The following is a 16590-nucleotide window of genomic DNA, read 5'->3' as shown; positions in this document are numbered from 1 at the left end:
AGACCCGTCTCAGGCCCGAGCCTCCTGGGTGCGCGTCCCACGACGACTGGACTCCAACGTCGCGGTCAACGTGCGCGCGTCATAGCTGCCCACCATCCGGCAACCATCGACGAAGAACGTCGGGGTCGCATGGGCACCACTTGCCGCCGCGCTTTCGACATCTCGCTCGACCCTCGCAGCAACCTCGTCGCTGTCGAGGTCCTTGGTGAACGCCTCGACATCGAGGCCCAGCTCAGCCGCGTAACCGATGAGATCCTCCCTCTCCAGCGCATCCTGCCGAGCGAAGACGAAGTCGAGCCACGGCCAGAACATGTCCTGTCTCGCGGCCGCCTCCGAAGCCCGCGCGGCGAGCGGACCGTGAGGATGGTGAGGGAGATGCCGCACGACGTAGCGCAGGTCACCACCAAACCGCGCGTGGAGGTCCTCCCACGAACCGGTGGCATGCGCGCAGTACGGGCACTCGAAGTCCACGAACTCCACCAGGGTGAGCTGGGCGTCCTCCGGGCCGCGGATGTGGTCCACCTCGGGATCCACCGGGGAGTCGAGCGTCATCGGCAGATCCGCTGTCTCCTCTCCCCACCGACGGGCCGCGACCTTGAAGATCGACCAGCCCAGAACGGTGGCGAGCACCATCGCCACAAGCACCCCCAGGGTCGCCTGACGCCCCAGATCCGAGGAGGAGTCGAAGGCGAGACCGATGATCAGCAGCGACACGGTGAAACCGATGCCTGAAAGGGCTGCCCCGCCGAACACGCTGCCCATACCGACCCCCTCCGGCAGTCGGCCTGCGCCCATCCGAACGGCGAGGAGCGTTGCGATCCCGATTCCGAGGGCCTTGCCAAGCACGAGCCCCGCGATGACGCCCCACGTCACCGGCGAGCCCAGCGAGTCGGCCATCACCCCACCGCGCAGGTCCACCCCGGCGTTGGCCAGGGCGAAGATCGGCACGACCAGCAACGCCGTGGGGAGACGGAGATACTCGTGCAACCGCTCGTTGACTGACACGCCCTTGGACAACCCCCGTCCGACGGCACGCGCCGAAGAAGCGCTCGGGGACTGCCAGAAGTCGCGGAACAGCTGCCGGGCGGCGACCACCTTGTGCCGTCGCGTCGGGTAAGCCGGGATCAGAAGCCCAGCGATCATGCCCGCCAGCGAAGCGTGGATGCCGGAGGACAGCGTCGCCAGCCACAGCACGATGACGATCCCCACGTACGGAGCGGCACTCCATTGCCGGGAACGGCCCAGCAGCCACAGCGCAACGAGGCAGCCCAGAGCGACCAGCAGCGGGGCGAACCGGATCTCCTCGCTGTAGAACACCCCGATGATCGACACCGCGAGGAAATCGTCGACCACCGTGAGGGTCAGAAGGAAGACGCGCAGCTGCCCGGAAAGCCGGGGGCCGACAATTGCGAGAGCACCGAGCATGAACGCCGTGTCCGTGCCGACAACCGCCCCCCACCCCCGAAGCCCCTCGCCACCGGAAGCGCCGACGACCAGTACATACACCAGCGCAGGCACCGCCACACCCGCGACGCCCGCGATCGCCGCCAGACGAGCGCGACTGCTGTCCCGCAGAGCCCCGTGTGCAAACTCCTGGCGCACCTCGAGACCCACGACGAAGAAGAACACGACCATCAGTCCGTCGTTGATCCAGTGGTGCAGATCCAGGTGCAGCCCGAACGGGCCGACGTCGATCCCCACGATCTGGTGCCACAGCTCGAAATAGGAAGAGGACAGTGGCGAGTTCGCCCAGAGGAGGGCGAAGGCCGTGACAACGATGAGCAGCACGGCCGAGCCCGACTCCGTGCGGAGTCTTCCGGCTATGCCGCGCGGGAGCGAGGTTGAGTGGGACACAGCTCGATTCTGCCGGAACGTGCTGGCTAGCGGTACAGCCAGGCGGGAGGATGGCACGCAACGTCAGGGTCTGTCCGGTTGTCATAGTGACCTGACCTACGGGACTGCTGCGTCGATAGGTGTCAGCCCGACCTCACCTATCGGTGCGGCAGGCCCTCCCGTCAATGGGTGATGGACGCTAGCTCGGCGCGGGTGCGGGCGCCGTACTTCCGTAGCAGGTTAGCCACGTGGTACTTCACCGTGTTCGCCGTGATCCCGAGCTGGTCACCGATACGCTGGTTCGAGATACCGGTCACGACCAGACGCAGCACCTGCTTCTCGCGGGCGGTGAGCTCCTCGGCACTCTCCACCGTCAGTGCCGCGCTCGGCGGGTCCAGGGGGATCTCGATTCGCAGCGTCGTCCCCCATCCCGGGGTTGCCTCCACGTCCATGGTGCCGTCGAGCGCCACCACACGCTCCGCGATCGGGCGCAGCACGTCGTCGTGGGCGGACACCGCACCGCCTCCGTCGTCGCGGATTTCCATGAGCAGGTTGCGGCCGTCGCAGTCCCAGCCGACCCGGGCCCGTGCGGCATCCGCGCGGTCCACGAGCGAGAGCACTGCGGTGCGGGAGATGGCGCGGGCTTCGCGAGCGACCGGGCCTGGGAGCGCCCGCCCCTGCGCAGGAGGCTCGGCAAACTGGACGTGCAGCGGCCCGGAGCGAATGAGAGGACGCAGCTCGGTGCGCAGGCGCGAGAACGCCTCGACGACCGGCTCGAGCACGCTCTCGTGCTGCTCATGGGTCGAGCGAGCACGGATGAGCGCCGAGGAAGCGATTTCCGTGGCCTCCCTGCGCGCGGCCACATCCGAGAACCGGCCCGAGCGGAGCACGGCGAGGATCGACCCGAGGGCGACCGCATGCCGATCGCCCTGCTCGGTCAGGGCGCGGTCGCGGGCCAGAGTGTCGGCCCGTTCGGCCGGTGTCGGCAGCTCGTCCATCTCACCACCCTACCTCGACCTGGCAGGCCTACCCGATCGGAGGGGGTGCCTCGCCCATCGGGCAGCTGTGGCGCCTCTCGATCCGTCCCAACATGGTCGGCATGGAGAAACCAGCCATCCAGGAATCGCTGACACGGATCGTCGGCGAGATCGAGGGGACCGTCACCCTCCCCGACCTGCCCGCACTCGAGGCCGCCGTCGAGCTGACCGCGAAAGCCCGGCGGGTCTTTGTCCACGGTGCTGGACGGTCCGGGCTCGCGCTACGGATGACGGCCATGCGCCTCATGCACGCGGGGTTGGACGTCCACGTCGTCGGCGAGACGACGACCCCGGCGATCAGAGAGGACGACCTGCTCCTGACCGCCAGCGGCTCCGGCACCACCCCGGGGGTGGTGAGCGCGGCGGAGACCGCGAGATCCGTCGGTGCCCGCGTAGTCGGGATCACGGCAGACCCCGAGTCACGGCTTGCGCTGCTGGCCCACGCCGCCCTGGTCATCCCCGCGGCGACGAAGACGGACCGGTCCGAACAGCACTCTGCCCAGTACGCCGGCAGCCTCTTCGAGCAGGTTCTCGTGCTTGTAGGCGACGCCCTCTTCGACGTCCTGTGGCAGCGGAGCGGAAAGAGCGCGGATGCGCTCTGGCCCCGTCACGCCAACCTCGAATAACCCCCTCACCCCCCCCGACGACCAACCGCACGACCAAGAGAAAGAGACACCCTGACATGCGCCTGCAGTTCGCCATGGACACCCTGACCACCGAGTCCGCCCTCGAGCTTGCCGCGAAGGCTGCTCCCTACGTCGACATCCTCGAGCTCGGCACCCCGCTAATCAAGAGCGAGGGCCTCGCGGCGATCACAGCGGTCAAGGCTGCCCACCCTGAGAAGATTGTCTTCGCCGATCTCAAGACCATGGATGCTGGCGAACTGGAAGCCGACATCGCCTTCGCGGCCGGCGCGGATCTGGTCACCGTGCTCGGAGTCGCCGGTGACAGCACCGTCGTCGGAGCGGTCGCCGCGGCGCACAAGCACGGTAAGGGAGTCGTCGTAGATCTGATTGGCGTGTCCGACAAGGCCGCGCGGGCCCGCGAGGCCGTGGACCTCGGCGCCGTCTTCGTCGAGATGCACGCCGGACTTGATGAGCAGGCGGAAGACGGCTACAGCCTCGACGCCCTGCTCGCCGCCGGCGCAGCCGCCGGAGTATCGTTCTCCGTCGCCGGCGGCGTCAGCGCGGACTCCGTCGAGGCCGTCCAGCGGGCAGGAGCAGACGTGGCCGTCGCCGGAAGCGCGATTTACAGCGCTCCCGACGTTGCCGCCGCGGCAGCCGCCATCCGCGCCGCCATCCGTTGAACAGCGTCCACCGCACCCTTCGAAGGGAAGGTCTGGGACCTGGCTCTGAACCTTCCTCGCTGGGCGCGGTGGACGGGCCTCAGGGACGATCGCGGCGTGGCAAGGCGGAACGCGCGACCGTAGTCCATGCAGGGCGGACGAGATGTTGCTCGTGAGTCCCATCGTTTGCGGCACAGCACCGGCGCTCCATTGGGGTATACCCGTTCGGCACAGCAGCGCCGCGCATCTACTCCTCGCGGGAGCCCGTCAGGATACTGGTGCCCGGGCCGATGCTCTGAGCGACCATGCCGAGATGTAAGTCCCCGTTGGTGCCCATCGCGCTCCGGTGAGTCAGTCAGTATTGGTACATGAGCGATCCGTTCCGGGGCCTGAGTGCCTTCCCCTTGACGCCCATGTCTGAGGATCAGGTAGATGAGGGGGCCTTCGTCGGCTTGATCGAGCGCATCGTGGCGGCAGGTGCTGACTCGATCGCTGCGCTGGGATCGACTGGTTCTTATGCCTACCTCAGCGGTGCTGAGAGGAGCAGAGTCGCGCGGCTTGCGGTGGAGACCGCCGGTTCCGTGCCGGTGATCGTCGGGGTGGGTGCCCTAAGGACTTCCCAGGTGTTGAGCAACGTCGACGCCGCGGAGGAGGTGGGTGCATCAGCCGTCCTCCTCGCTCCGGTGAGCTATCAGCCCCTGACCGATGATGACGTGTTCGAGCTGTTCCACACCGTCTCGGAACGCGCTTCGCTACCGGTGATCGTCTACGACAACCCCGGCACAACCCGTTTCCGCTTCACCATGGAGCTCTACGCGCGCGTTGCAGAGCTGCCGGGCATCGCGTCTATCAAAATTCCATGGGTGTCTGCAGATTCGCGCGAGGCATCCGAGCATGTCGCCAGCATCAGGGATTCGATCCCGGATCACGTGACGATCGGCGTTTCCGGCGACGCCTTCGGTGCAGCCGCGCTGAACGCCGGCTGCGATGCTTGGTACTCGGTCATTGCCGGCACGCTGCCTGAACCGGCGCTGACGATCACGCGTCTGGCGCAGTCGGGCCACGCGGACAAGGCCATCGCCGCCTCGAAGCAGCTCGGACCGCTGTGGGATCTGTTCGCGGAGTTCGGGGGCAGCCTGCGTGTTGTAGCCGCGATCGCGGAGCACCTCGGGCTCGCGCCCCGCCGGTGCCTGCCCCTTCCTATACAGGGGTTGAACGGCCAGCAACGAGCCCGCGTCGCCTCCGTAATCGATCAGCTCCAGCTCTCGTGAGCACCTGAGGAAGGAACCACTTCTGTGCTCCACAGACGACCGTTTATGACGCAGTGGCCAGACGGGGGCGCGCAAGGTCTAGTGGCAGACTCTGAGCATGGAACAGCGCCTCAGCTTCATCACGCTCGCCGTTGCCGACCTGGACCGAAGTCGAACCTTCTACGTCGACGGGCTCGGGTGGGAGCCGATCTTCACTGGCGGTGACGTCCTCATGCTGCCGATTGCTGATCGGCTGATCCTGTCGCTTTGGTCCTTGGAAGGCTTCACCGCGGAAGTCGGTGAAGCACCAGCATCTGGTGTGGCGCCCATCACTCTCGCGCACAACGTCGCGGCGCCTGCCGAGGTCGACGCCGTGCTGGCCGAGGTGGCGGCGCTGGGCGCACCGGTGAGCGCCGGCCGTCACCGTGAGTGGGGCGGATACTCGGGATACTTCTCCGATCCCGATGGGTTCCGATGGGAGGTCGCGGTCAACCCTGGCGTGACCGGTGCTTTTGTGCTGCCGCACGTGTCAAGCACCACCACACCGCAGGGGTAAGCCGCCCCAGACCAGATTCGACCGTTTACGGTGCGGTGGACGGGGCGGGACTGATGCGCGATCAGGTGTCAGCTGGGGTTAGGCCGCCAGACTGACGGTCGGGTTCATGATGGTCTCGTACTCGATGGGGGTCAATCGACCCAGTCGGGCCTGCCGGCGTCGGCGGTGGTAGGTGCGTTCGATCCAGGTGATGATCGCGGTCCGCAGCTCTTCTCTGGTCTGCCAGCGCTTGCGGTCCAGGACGTTCTTCTGGAGCAGGACGAAGAAGGACTCCATGGCGGCGTTGTCACCGGCGGCACCGACCTGGCCCATCGAGCCGATGAGGTGGTGGCGGTTCAGAGCATGGACGAATTTCTTTGCTCTGAACTGCGAACCTCTGTCGGAATGCACGATGCAGCCAGCCGCATCTCGGCGCCGCGATACCGCGTTGCCCAGGGCGTTCACTGCGAGGCGAGCCTTCATTCGGGAGTCCATGGAGTAGCCCACGATCCGGCCGGAGAAGACGTCCTTGATAGCGCAGAGATAGAGCTTCCCCTCGTCGGTCCAGTGCTCGGTGATGTCGGTGAGCCAGAGTTCGTTGGCGTCGTCGGCGGTGAATTCGCGCTTCACGAGGTCATCGTGGACCGGTGGACCGGGCCGCTTTCCATTCTTGCCGCGCTTCTTCCCGAATACGGACCACCATTGGTTGTCCCGGCAGATCCTCCACGCCGTGCGCTCACACATCTCTACGCCTGCTGCTGCGGCTTCGCCGGCCAAGAAGCGGTAGCCGAACTCCGGACGTCGCGATGGGCATCCAGCACGGCATTGGCTCGATAGGCCTCGGTCAGCTCAGCTGCAGTGACCTGCTGGTGCAACCAGCGGTAGTAGGGCTGGCGGGAGAGCTTCAGGACCCGCAGGGACACCGCGACGGGAATGCCGTCTGCGGCGAGCTCGCTCACGAGCGGGTAGAACCTTTTCCCGGCAGGTTCGCCTGGGACAGGTAGGCGGCCGCGCGGCGCAGGACCTCGTTCTCCTGCTCGAGCAGCCGGTTCCGGCGACGCAGATCGCGCAGCTCGGTCGATTCCTCCCGAGTTTTCCCGGGCCGGGCACCGTCTTCGACATCAGCCTGACGCATCCAGTTCGTCAGGCACGACTCGGAGATCCCGAAGTCCTTCGCGATCACGGCGAGCTTCTGGCCAGGTTCACGGTTCCTCGCGACGCGGACGACGTCGTCCCGGAACTCCTGGGGGTAGGGAGCAGGCATGGTGCACATCCTTCCCTGCAACGCTCCTCAGCGCCACAGATCACGTGACACCTACCTGCGCATCAGTCCCTCGCGCTCGATGACCAGGGCCAGCTTCGTGCCACCGTCATCGAGGCCGGCCTGCGCGATGCGTTCGCTGACATGGCGAACAGCGTCCGGCTCCGACCACGGCTCGTCGAGCAAGTACTGGGCGACGTCCTCTCGACCGTAGATGCGCTGGAGTGGCTGCGCATCCTGGTGTTCATGCAGGCGCAGCCGGAGGCGATCGGTCGTGAGCGGGAACAGGCTGGGCGGATCGATCGGACGCCGGTAGTGCATCAGGATCGTGCTTTCGCCGGAGGGCGCGGTATCCCGCTGCGATGTTCCGCGCTCGTAGCCCGAGCGTTCGAGCGCCCGTTGGGATGCGACGTTCTCCAGGGCGGTCCGAGCTGTCACGCTGGTGAATCCGCTCCGTCGAACGATCTCGGTGGCGAGCGCGAGGGCGGCCGTGGAGAGGTGTTCGCCGCGGTGGTCGGGATGTATCCAGAACCCCACCTCGATGGACGTGTCGGTGGCTCCGAAGAGCACCAGGCTGCCGACGAAGTCATCCGTCGACGGGTCGGCAATCGTCAGTACCGCAAGGTCGCCTCGACCCAGGCCGTCGCGGATCGGGCCTCGGATGAGGGCCAGCACGGTGTCCTCGGTGTACTCCGGCTCGGGCAGGTGCCCGTGCTCGCGGACGGCGGCGTCATCGGTGCCGGCGGCGTAGGCGCTGGCATCCTGGGGGTGCATGGCTCTGAGCACGACCTGGTCGTTGCGGATCGGGAGCAAGGAAGTATTCAGCATGCCGACTAAGCTAACAGTGTTCGCATAAGGTGTGCGTCATGAGCTATTGGGACCATCAGAGACCTGTCAGGCGTGCGCGAGCAGTCGACGTGGCGCAGGCTGCGCACGCCGCAGCTCAGCTTCTTGATGAAGGAGGTCTGCGCGCTCTCACGGTCAGGGCCGTTGCGCAGCGCCTCGAGGTGGCGCCCGCCAGCCTGTACTCGCGGCTCTCGTCGAGCGAGGATCTCGTGGACCTCGCGCTGGACCACGCGCTCGGGCAGGACGCCGAGCTGCAGGCGGCACGAGGCGAGGCGACGCTGCACGCCTTGATGCTCGAGTACTTCCGGCATCTGGTCCGACATCCCTGGGCGTGCCAGGTCATCGCCATGCGCGCACCGAGAGGGCCGAATTACCTGCAGCTGTCCGAACGCATGTGTGTCCTGCTCATCGAACTCGGTTCACCAGACCCCCTCGGGGACGCGTACGCGTTGTCGAACTTCGTCATCGGGAGTGCGACGACCGCGCCGATCGCCGGTCACGAGCGCGAGGCCCCGGTGGATGCGCGGCTGGCGCCGCAGTACTCCGCACTGCACGCGGCGCGACAGGAGGGCCCCGAGGCAGTTCTCGTCGCAGGCCTCGAAGCGCTGGTGTCCACGTAGGGCCGGTGGGAGTATCGACGGGATCGGGTGACGGCCTCGTGCGTGAGGACGGTGACGACGGCCTCCGGTGCGACGGCGGTCCAGGTCGTGGCCACGGAGGGTCGCCGTCACCGGGTCCTTGAGCACCTCGGCTCCGCGCATCCCGAGGCGGGACCGGCAGCGTCGATGCATCGTGGCCACGAAGGACTCCATGCAGGACAGGAAGCACTCGATCGTCACCCGACCAGTGGCTCCGCCCCTGCTGCGGGCGTGCTGATCATGGATGACCGGCGCAGCCGATGCCTCCTGGATGCCCTCGGGCCGGCGTGGCACCAGCTCCGTGTCGAAGTCGTCGATGACGAGGCGTTCTTCCAGCTCGCCGCCGCGCACCCGATCGAGCTGACCTCGATCAGTCGGAATCAGAACCTCCGACCGACACCGAGCTGACCCGCCGCGCCGGCCACGCCCTGGGCGCTCACCGCTTCGGCATCGGGCATCGGGCCGGTTCAGTCCATCGCCTCACCGGCGAGGGCTTTGGCCGCGAGACGTTCCTCCTCGCTGACTTCCCACACCTCGTGCACGGCGTGCAGGGCCAGCAGGATGATCACGCAGCCGAGGATCAGGTCGGGCCAGCCTGACGCCGTCCATGCGGTGATCAGTGCCATGACGATGATCGCGATGTTCACGAGCACGTCGTTGCGCGCCGAGAGGAACGCTGCCCGCCCGAGCGAGCCGCCGTGCTTCCGTACCCGGGCGATCATCACGGCACTCGTCCCGTTGACGACGATCGCCCCGAGGGAGGCGAGGACGATGGGCAGCACCGCAGGTGCTTCCGGCGCGGCGAAACGCTGCACCGCCTCCCAGGCCGCGAATGCGGCGGGGGCGAGGATCACCAGGGCCATGACTTTGCCCATGACGGCCCGCGTCGCCAGCGCCCAGCCGAGGGCGACGAAGATCAAGAGGTTGATCGAGGTGTCCTCGAGGAAATCGACGCTGTCGGCCAGCAGCGACACGGAGCCTGCCCCGAGGGCGACGAAGAACTCGACGAAGAAGTAGCCGAAGTTCAGCGCAGCGACCGTGAGCACCGCTCGGCGCACCCGGCGCGCGTCGAAGGTGATGGCCGGGTCCGCGGCCTTCTTGCCCTCGTCGGGTGCGGTCACGATTCGGCCGCCTCTCGACGGCCTGACAGGCTGCGGAGGCTCTGCGCTGCGTCTGCGCCGGCCGATGCGTCGGCGCGCAGCGCGGACTCCTCGAACGCCTCGAGATCAGCAGCCGCCTTGTCGACGGCTTCGCGCGTCTCCCTGCCCAGCGGTGCGTCGAAGTGGTCGCGCGCGTCGATCTTGCCGAGCCAGGAGCGGAATCGTTCCAGATCCGCCTCCGATTCCTCGACCTCGGCGTAGGTGATATTGCCCCGGTCCCTCTCGGTGGCGAGCTCCTCGTGAAGACCGGGGATCCTTTCGAGCACTTCCGCATATTCCGCGTCTCGAGCAGCGTTGAACTCCTCGATCACCGACCGCTCCTCCGCGTTGTCGACGAACTCCATCCGCAGCACGCGTATCGCGCCGCCGTCCCGGTGCACCCGATCGGCCAGCCGCCGCGTCTCGCGCGCGACCGATTGCTGCGCAGGGAGCAGGCATGCGCCCTGCTGGAGGTAGAGCGCGCCCAGCGATCGCAGCTTGCGCCACGCGTGCACGCGCAGCGAGTCCGGCGCGCCGGCAGTGGACACGCTCACCAGCAGCCATGGATCATCCATCGAATGAGTGTAACGCCCGTAACATGCAGATGTTACGTCTGTCTCCCTCGACGTCGCACCGGAGTCCCGGGCTCGAAGGGCGGCAAGGATGACGCCTCGCGTGCCCCGGTCGGGCTGGTCGCGGCCGCGGTCGGAGAGGCATTCGGAGTTCTCGCGCGACGGGCGGTGCGGGCTCGTAGGGTGGGCGCATGGTCTCCGCCCCCGGATCTCCCAGCGGCACGAACGAGCGCCCGGCGCTCTTCTTCCAAGATGCCGGAGAGTTCCGCGCGTGGCTCGAGCGCCACCACGACACCGAAGCCGAACTGTGGATGGAGCTGAGGCTGGCTCATGTCGCAGATCGGGGGCTCAGCTGGGCCGATGCTGTGCTCGAGGCGCTGTGCTTCGGATGGATCGACTCGGTGTCGCAGAGGATCGACGACGATTCACGCCGCCAGCGCTGGTCACCGCGCGCACCACGGAGCACGTGGTCGAACGTGAACATCGAGCACGTCGAGCGACTCATGTCGGAGGGCCGCATGCACCCCTCCGGCATCGCGGCGTTCGAACGCCGCTCCGTCGACCGATCGGGCACCTACTCGCATGAGAATCCCGAGGTGGACCTCACGCCGGAGCTGCAGGCGATAGTGGACGCATCACCCGGGTCGGTCGCGTTCCTCGCCGCAGCGAGCGCCGGCTACCGCAAGGTCGTGCGTCACTGGATCATGTCGGCGAAGCAACCCGCCACGCGGGAACGCCGCGCGCGGCGACTCGTCGCCTGCTGTGAGGCGGGCGAGCTCATCCCGCCCCAGCGCCCAGGGCGCTCGCCGGCCTGGCTCGTCCGTGCGGCCGCGGCGGCGACGCGCGTGTGACTCACCCTCCTCACCTCGAGCCCGCGATCGCCTGGCATGCAGCTCTCGGGAGATGCTGTCGACGGCCCCGGCGACAGTGAGCCTGCGGTCATGTGATGGCCGGATCGGAGCATGCGGCAGCCTTCAGAACAGAGGCCACGGCACCGCCGGCATCTCGCCGCGCGGGGCCGGAAACCGCCCGTCCGCGCTCAACCGGGCGCAGCGCGCGGTGAGTGATGCGATCTCTTCGGCGCTGAGCAGTTCCTTCAGGCATCGGCCCAGTTCACCGTGCAGCCCGTCGGTGACACGGTCGATGCCGTCGCGCTCCTCGGCGGTCAGAGCGTCTCCCAGCCACCCCCAGAGGACCGTGCGCAGCTTGTGGTCGCGATGCAACGTGAGCCCGTGGTCGACGCCGTAGCGATGTCCGTCGGCCATGGCGAGGATGTGGTCGCCTTTGCGGTCGGCGTTGTTGACGATCACGTCGAACATCGCCATGCGTCGCAGAGGCGTCGTGTCCTCATGGGCGAGGGTGATCCTCTGCCCGCTCTGATCGAGCCCCTCGAGAACGCTCCTCCAGCCCGTCGCGGGCACGAGGTCCGTCGCGACCAGGTCCACGGCGCGCTGGGCGCCGTCCTGCTCCTGCCAGAGCTGCACCATCCCTTCGCCCATCGGGCCGTCGCGCAACCAGGTGCGCGGCACGACGTCCCAGCCGAGGGCCTGAGAGATCAGGTAGGCAGCCATCTCCCGGCGAGCCAGGGTGCCGCCGGGGAAGTCCCGGAGCGGGGCCTCACCCGCCACCGGCTTGTAGACGACCGCCGCCTCACCGATGCTGCCCAGGAACGTCGCGTTGGACGCCGTCGTGATGCGGCCGGTGAGCGTCAGCTCGGTGGTCGCCAGGTCCATCGCGGTCATCAGTTCTCGGGAAGGGTGCAGATATGGCCGTCGGGGTCGATGGGATAGCCGCAGAGCGTGCACAGGGGACGCCCGGCGTCCACGATCTCCCGGGTGCGCTGGGTGAACGCACGGGCAGTGCCGACCGGCATCCGCACTCGCAGCATCTCGGACTCCGCCGCAGTGCCTCCGCCGAACACGTCCTCGTCGTCGAGGGGGAGGGGGTGCACCTCGACGATCACCTGGGCCTTGGAGGGGTCCCAGCCGATACCGATGGTTCCGGCGCGGAACTGTTCCTGGACGGTCTCGAGCGGATCGTTGTCGACGAGCTCGACGGGAGTGCCGGTGGGAACGCTGTAACGGTTGCCCTCGACGGTGCTGAGCTGGTCGAGGATCGCGTCGATCTTCTGCGCGAGCAGAGCAGACTGTTGCTTCTCCAGGGCGATGCTCACGATCTGCGCCCCTGCGCGCGTCTGCAGGTAGAAGGTCCGGGCCCCCGGACGCCCGACCGTCCCGATGACGACCCGGTCCGGCCAGTCGAACTCATGAACATGTGCAGGCACGTCGGTCATGTGATGATCCTAGGCGTCGGGCTGTCCGTGCCGGCCTTGCCTGCACCGCCGCCCACCGGTGCATCGCCGGACCGGATGTCGTGCGAGAGCCAGGACAGATCGCCGGCGTCCGTGTTGGTCGCCCAGACCCTCGGCCGGCTCGCGCCATAGCTCACGGCCGACACGGAGGCTGGCCCCACCTCGAGCCGCTGGAAGACGTCGAGGTGCATGCCGAGCGCGTCGGCCAGGATCGACTTGATGACGTCTCCGTGGCTCACCGCCACCCACACCGCCTCCGGCCCGTGCTCGGCCTCGACGGCGGCATCGTGGCGTCGGATCGCTGCCACCGACCTGGCCTGCATCCCCGCCATGGACTCGCCACCGGGGAAGACGACAGCGGAAGGCTGGGACTGCACGATCGGCCACAGGTGCTCGGTCGCGAGATCGCTGAGCCGGCGGCCCTGCCACTGGCCGTAGTCGCACTCCGTGAGATCGGGTTCGACCGACGAGGACGGTGCGACCTGCTGGCGATCGACGATCGCCCGGGCGGTCTCCGCGCAGCGCTCGAGAGGGCTCGACACGACCCCGACCACGGGCACGGCCGCGATCCTGTCCCCGGTCCGCGCCGCCTGGTCCCGTCCGAGATCGTCCAGGATGACGCCGGTGGTCCGACCTGCCAGCAGTCCCGTCGCATTGGCCGTGGTGCGGCCGTGCCGCACGAGGAGTACTGTCGCCATCCACTCAGCCTAACGACGCGGCCGAGCTCGGTGCCGACTCGTCGTCCGTACCTCGTCCCGATGGGGTGCGACCCGATCCGGGGCATCAGGGCCGGAGGCTGATCTGCGCTGGAGCACGTGGAGTTCCGCGTCACCGTGTGACCCGCGGAGGGACGAGACGTTCGCCCCGGTACTGCCTCGACCATGCTGATGAATCGCCTCGGCGGCCTCGTGACGGGGCGCGTCGAGTCCGCGGTGCGCCCACCGCTGGGAGAAGCTGGTTCGCGCGGCGGCCGAGCACGGCCGTGTCGCCATGAGAGCCGCCGTCGTCAGCCGGGAGCGCGCTCAGCGATCCGGCGTCAGCGTCCGCGTGTACTGCACGTCGCCGTTCGCATCGATCAGCTCGACGGTGAACTCCTCGCCCTGCGGCGCGATCTCGACCCGGCCGAAGAACTGCCCCTGACCATCGCGCGGGGACCCCATGGCGGGGCCCGCCTTCTGGAAGTCCACCTGCGGTCCGAAGGTCTGATCCATCTCGTTGGGCCCGAAGGATCCCGCGTTGATCGGGCCGGCCACGAACTCCCAGAAGGGATCGAAATCCGTGAACGCGGCGCGCTCGGGGGAGTAGTGGTGCGCCGCGCAGTAGTGGACGTCGCCGGTGAAGAAGACGACGTTGCGCGTGCCCTGGTGCTTGATCCCCGAGAGCAGCCGCGCCAGCTCGAGCTCGCGCCCCAGGGGCGCGCCGTGCTCGGCGTTGGAGATCGACTCCTGGCCCTCCCCGTCGGGGACCACGATGCCCAGCGGGAGGTCGGCGAGGATCACCTTCCAGGTCGCCTGCGACGTTCTCAGCCCACGCAGCAGCCACTCCAGCTGCTCCTCGCCGAGGATCGCGGTGGCCTGCCGCTCCAGGCCGTCGGTGTTCTCGCCTTTGTGGGTGCGCATGTCGAGCACGAACACGTCCAGGTCCGGACCGCGCTCGATCCGGCGGTAGATGCGCTCCGGTTCGAAGCCGGATCCCTGGGACATGGCGCGCTTGTCGGCGATCGGCTGGTTCTCCTGCCAGGCCCGACGGCCCCGGGCGGCGAGCGTGTCCACCTCGCGGACCGTGTACTGCTCGTCCTCGAGGATCTCCCCGGCCCACCAGTTGTTGGTGGTCTCGTGGTCGTCCCAGGTGGCGATGACGGGGACCTCGGCGTACAGGGCGCGGATGTTCTCGTCCAGGAGGTTGTAGCGGTGGCGGCCGCGGAACTCCTGCAGGGTCTCGGCCACCTTGGCCACCTCGTCGGTCACGACGTTGCGCCACACCGCGCCGTCGGGCTCCTCGAGGGTCTCGGCGATCGGGCCGTCGGCGTAGATGGTGTCGCCGGCGTGGAGGAAGAAGTCCGGGGAGAGGGCGCGCATCGTCTCGTAGCCGAACATGCCGCCCACGTCGGGATTGATGCCGTAGCCCTGCCCGGCGGTGTCGGCCGTCCAGACGAAGGTCTGCGCGCCGTCGGACCGCTTTCCCGGGGCGGTGCTGAAGCGCCCGGTGCCGACCTCGCTGCGACGGCCGTTCTCGTCCTCGAAGAACAGCTCGGTCTCGAAGGTGGTGCCGGCGGGGAGCCCTTTCGCGCTGATCCGGGCCGTGTAGTCGGTCTCGGCGGTGGCCCAGGGGCCGCGCAGGCTGATCGGGTGGCCGTCGTGGCCGCGGCCCTTCCCACGCCCGTGTCCGCGGCCGGCGCCGGTGAGGCGCTCGCCGTGAGCATCGAGTGCGTGCAGCACGGCGTGGAGGCGTCCCTCGCCCGAGGCGCGGGACCACAGCACCGCGGAGCGGGAGGTGACGTCCCCGGTCTGGAGGCCGGAGGGGAGGGTCAGCCGGGATGTCGGCGGGCCCGAGGGGCGGGTCGGGGCGGCGGAAGCGGCCCCGGCGACCGGCAAGGAGGTGGCCAGCGCGGAGGCGGCAGCGCCCTTGAGCAGGGCCCGGCGGTTCGGCGACGAGGAGCGTTCCATGGAGCCAGTGAACTCTGCCGCTGTGACACCTTCATGGCCTCGGAGTGAATGGCCGGGGGCGAAGCCGATGTCGTGGCCGGCCCGGCTCAGGGCATTCCGCTCAGGGCATTCGGCTCAGGACCTGTTGGACAGGCTCTCGACGGCGCGCTCCAGCGGGATGCGTCCGTCCTGCCAGGGGAGCACGATCCAGGCCGCCACGTAGGCGCCGAGGCCGAGCACGGGCAGGAGGAAGGACGCGAAGATCAGCAGGCGGACCAACCACACGTTGATCCCGAACCTCTCGGCGAGACCACCGCCGATGCCTGCGACGACGCGTCGGGGCCCGCGTCGGAAGCCGATGCTGCGAAGGGAGTCGAAGAAAGGTCTCATGGATCCCACGGTACGCAGGCCCGGTGGCCCCCGCACCAGGGATGGCCCCCGGGTGCGAGTGCGGGTAACCGGAAGCATCGGCGCGTGACACGCTGTGGCCAGGACATCCGGAGTCGAGAGGATGGACATGCCCCTGCGGGTCCCCGAGCGGCTCGTTCCGCTCATCCTCAGGGCACGGCGCACAGGGTGGCCCTTCGTGACCGCCGTAGGGGCCGACCAGCGACGTCATGAACGATTCGTGCGTCCGGTGCCGTTCGGCCCGCGCTATCCGTGGCGCTCGCGCTCCGGAATGAGGGGATGGTCCTGGCGGGCACGACGCTGACGGCGACCTCTGATCTCTCGACCAGGAGGCGGGGGAGTAGGAGGGGAGACGGGCTCGGGCCGCTCACTCCTCGAGCCGCACGTCCGCTCCGGCGACCTCGGCGACCGGGGTGAAGAAGTTGAGCAGCGTGCCATCGGGGTCCCTCACCAGCAGGGACCGATTGCCCCAGGGCATGGTGGTCGGCTCATGGACGAAGACCTCGACGACTCCCTGCAGTCTCCGGCAGGTCGCGTCGACGTCGTCGACGAGGAAGTCCAGCGCGATGCTGCGGTTGGCACGGGCCGCGGCGGCGCCGTCGCCGAGCAGCGGCACCGTGGCGGTGCTGGCGATCGCCAGGGTGCCCGACGGGGTGCGCAGTTCGGCGAACAGCGGGTGGGGCCGCGTGGCGTTGATCCCGGTGGCGCTCTCGTAGAACGCGACGAGGGAGTCCACGTCGTCGGTGAAGATGCGAGTCGCGGCGAGCTGCATGGTCGTCTCCTCGGGGTGGGTGCGGCCGGCGGGTCCGGCTGCTCAGCGACCGTAGGAT

At 68.4% G+C, this 16590-nt stretch carries 17 protein-coding genes and 1 pseudogene; 6 read left to right on the top strand and 12 right to left on the bottom strand.

What is annotated here, in order from left to right; genetic code table 11:
* Positions 1–9: 9 nt before the first annotated feature.
* Both nhaA and BH708_RS07905 read right to left on the bottom strand, forming a co-directional pair.
* Positions 10–1788: a Na+/H+ antiporter NhaA gene (gene nhaA / locus BH708_RS07910; RefSeq protein WP_253705516.1), complete on the bottom strand. Its 1779-nt coding sequence runs from the start codon at positions 1786–1788 to the stop codon at positions 10–12.
* Between the two features lie 227 nt (positions 1789–2015).
* A complete protein-coding gene (locus BH708_RS07905) occupies positions 2016–2831 on the bottom strand; it encodes a LuxR C-terminal-related transcriptional regulator (RefSeq protein ID WP_076807933.1) in 816 nt (271 codons plus the stop codon).
* Between the two features lie 92 nt (positions 2832–2923).
* On the opposite strand from BH708_RS07905, the gene hxlB reads away from it, so the two are divergent.
* The 4 genes from hxlB (at position 2924) to BH708_RS07885 (ending at position 5961) form a co-directional block, all read left to right on the top strand.
* The gene (gene hxlB / locus BH708_RS07900; protein ID WP_076807931.1) at positions 2924–3496 is read left to right on the top strand and encodes a 6-phospho-3-hexuloisomerase; all 573 of its coding nucleotides are present in this window, start codon (positions 2924–2926) and stop codon (positions 3494–3496) included.
* 56 nt (positions 3497–3552) lie between these two features.
* Positions 3553–4176 (top strand): 3-hexulose-6-phosphate synthase, encoded by a 624-nt coding sequence (hxlA, locus tag BH708_RS07895; protein ID WP_076807930.1) that lies wholly within the window; start codon positions 3553–3555, stop codon positions 4174–4176.
* 347 nt (positions 4177–4523) lie between these two features.
* A complete protein-coding gene (locus tag BH708_RS07890) occupies positions 4524–5426 on the top strand; it encodes a dihydrodipicolinate synthase family protein (protein ID WP_076807928.1) in 903 nt (300 codons plus the stop codon).
* 97 nt (positions 5427–5523) lie between these two features.
* A complete protein-coding gene (locus BH708_RS07885) occupies positions 5524–5961 on the top strand; it encodes a VOC family protein (RefSeq protein WP_076807926.1) in 438 nt (145 codons plus the stop codon).
* Positions 5962–6039: 78 nt separating this feature from the next.
* On the opposite strand, the pseudogene BH708_RS07880 reads toward BH708_RS07885, so the two are convergent.
* A pseudogene (locus BH708_RS07880) lies at positions 6040–7204 on the bottom strand (IS3 family transposase).
* A 51-nt stretch (positions 7205–7255) separates the two neighbouring features.
* A complete protein-coding gene (locus BH708_RS07870; RefSeq protein WP_076807923.1) occupies positions 7256–8014 on the bottom strand; it encodes a GNAT family N-acetyltransferase in 759 nt (252 codons plus the stop codon).
* Positions 8015–8067: 53 nt separating this feature from the next.
* Here BH708_RS07870 and BH708_RS07865 point away from each other — a divergent pair, with 53 nt between their 5' ends.
* Positions 8068–8667 carry a TetR/AcrR family transcriptional regulator gene (locus tag BH708_RS07865; protein WP_083713377.1) on the top strand — a complete coding sequence of 200 codons (600 nt, stop codon included), beginning with the start codon at positions 8068–8070 and terminating at the stop codon, positions 8665–8667.
* A gap of 485 nt (positions 8668–9152) precedes the next feature.
* Here the strand turns inward: BH708_RS07865 and BH708_RS07855 are convergent, their stop codons facing one another.
* Complete coding sequence (locus tag BH708_RS07855; protein ID WP_253705515.1) at positions 9153–9806, bottom strand: cation transporter; 654 nt, start codon at positions 9804–9806, stop codon at positions 9153–9155.
* Entirely contained in the window at positions 9803–10399 is a 597-nt protein-coding gene (locus BH708_RS07850) for a Chromate resistance protein ChrB (protein WP_216639513.1), read from the bottom strand. The genes BH708_RS07855 and BH708_RS07850 overlap by 4 nt, the downstream gene beginning before the upstream one ends.
* 188 nt (positions 10400–10587) lie before the next feature.
* Between BH708_RS07850 and BH708_RS07845 the strand changes: the two genes are divergently transcribed.
* Entirely contained in the window at positions 10588–11247 is a 660-nt protein-coding gene (locus tag BH708_RS07845; protein WP_076807919.1) for a YdeI family protein, read from the top strand.
* A 123-nt stretch (positions 11248–11370) separates the two neighbouring features.
* Here BH708_RS07845 and BH708_RS07840 read toward each other — a convergent pair whose 3' ends face one another.
* The 6 genes from BH708_RS07840 to BH708_RS07815 form a co-directional block, all read right to left on the bottom strand.
* Positions 11371–12138: an SCO1664 family protein gene (locus tag BH708_RS07840; RefSeq protein ID WP_076807917.1), complete on the bottom strand. Its 768-nt coding sequence runs from the start codon at positions 12136–12138 to the stop codon at positions 11371–11373.
* A complete protein-coding gene (locus BH708_RS07835) occupies positions 12138–12689 on the bottom strand; it encodes a DUF3090 domain-containing protein (RefSeq protein WP_076807915.1) in 552 nt (183 codons plus the stop codon). Before BH708_RS07835 ends, BH708_RS07840 begins: the two co-directional genes overlap by 1 nt.
* Positions 12686–13405, bottom strand: a complete 720-nt coding sequence (locus tag BH708_RS07830; RefSeq protein WP_172805748.1) for an MSMEG_4193 family putative phosphomutase — start codon at positions 13403–13405, stop codon at positions 12686–12688. Before BH708_RS07830 ends, BH708_RS07835 begins: the two co-directional genes overlap by 4 nt.
* A 324-nt stretch (positions 13406–13729) precedes the next feature.
* Positions 13730–15373 (bottom strand): alkaline phosphatase, encoded by a 1644-nt coding sequence (locus BH708_RS07825; RefSeq protein ID WP_076807912.1) that lies wholly within the window; start codon positions 15371–15373, stop codon positions 13730–13732.
* A 114-nt stretch (positions 15374–15487) separates the two neighbouring features.
* The gene (locus BH708_RS07820) at positions 15488–15742 is read right to left on the bottom strand and encodes a PspC domain-containing protein (RefSeq protein ID WP_076807910.1); all 255 of its coding nucleotides are present in this window, start codon (positions 15740–15742) and stop codon (positions 15488–15490) included.
* A 385-nt stretch (positions 15743–16127) separates the two neighbouring features.
* The gene (locus tag BH708_RS07815; protein WP_076807908.1) at positions 16128–16532 is read right to left on the bottom strand and encodes a VOC family protein; all 405 of its coding nucleotides are present in this window, start codon (positions 16530–16532) and stop codon (positions 16128–16130) included.
* Positions 16533–16590 lie beyond the last annotated feature (58 nt).

It is taken from the genome of Brachybacterium sp. P6-10-X1, from assembly GCF_001969445.1.
Classification (GTDB): Bacteria; Actinomycetota; Actinomycetes; order Actinomycetales; family Dermabacteraceae; genus Brachybacterium.
This window is presented reverse-complemented; position numbering and strand designations above follow the sequence as displayed.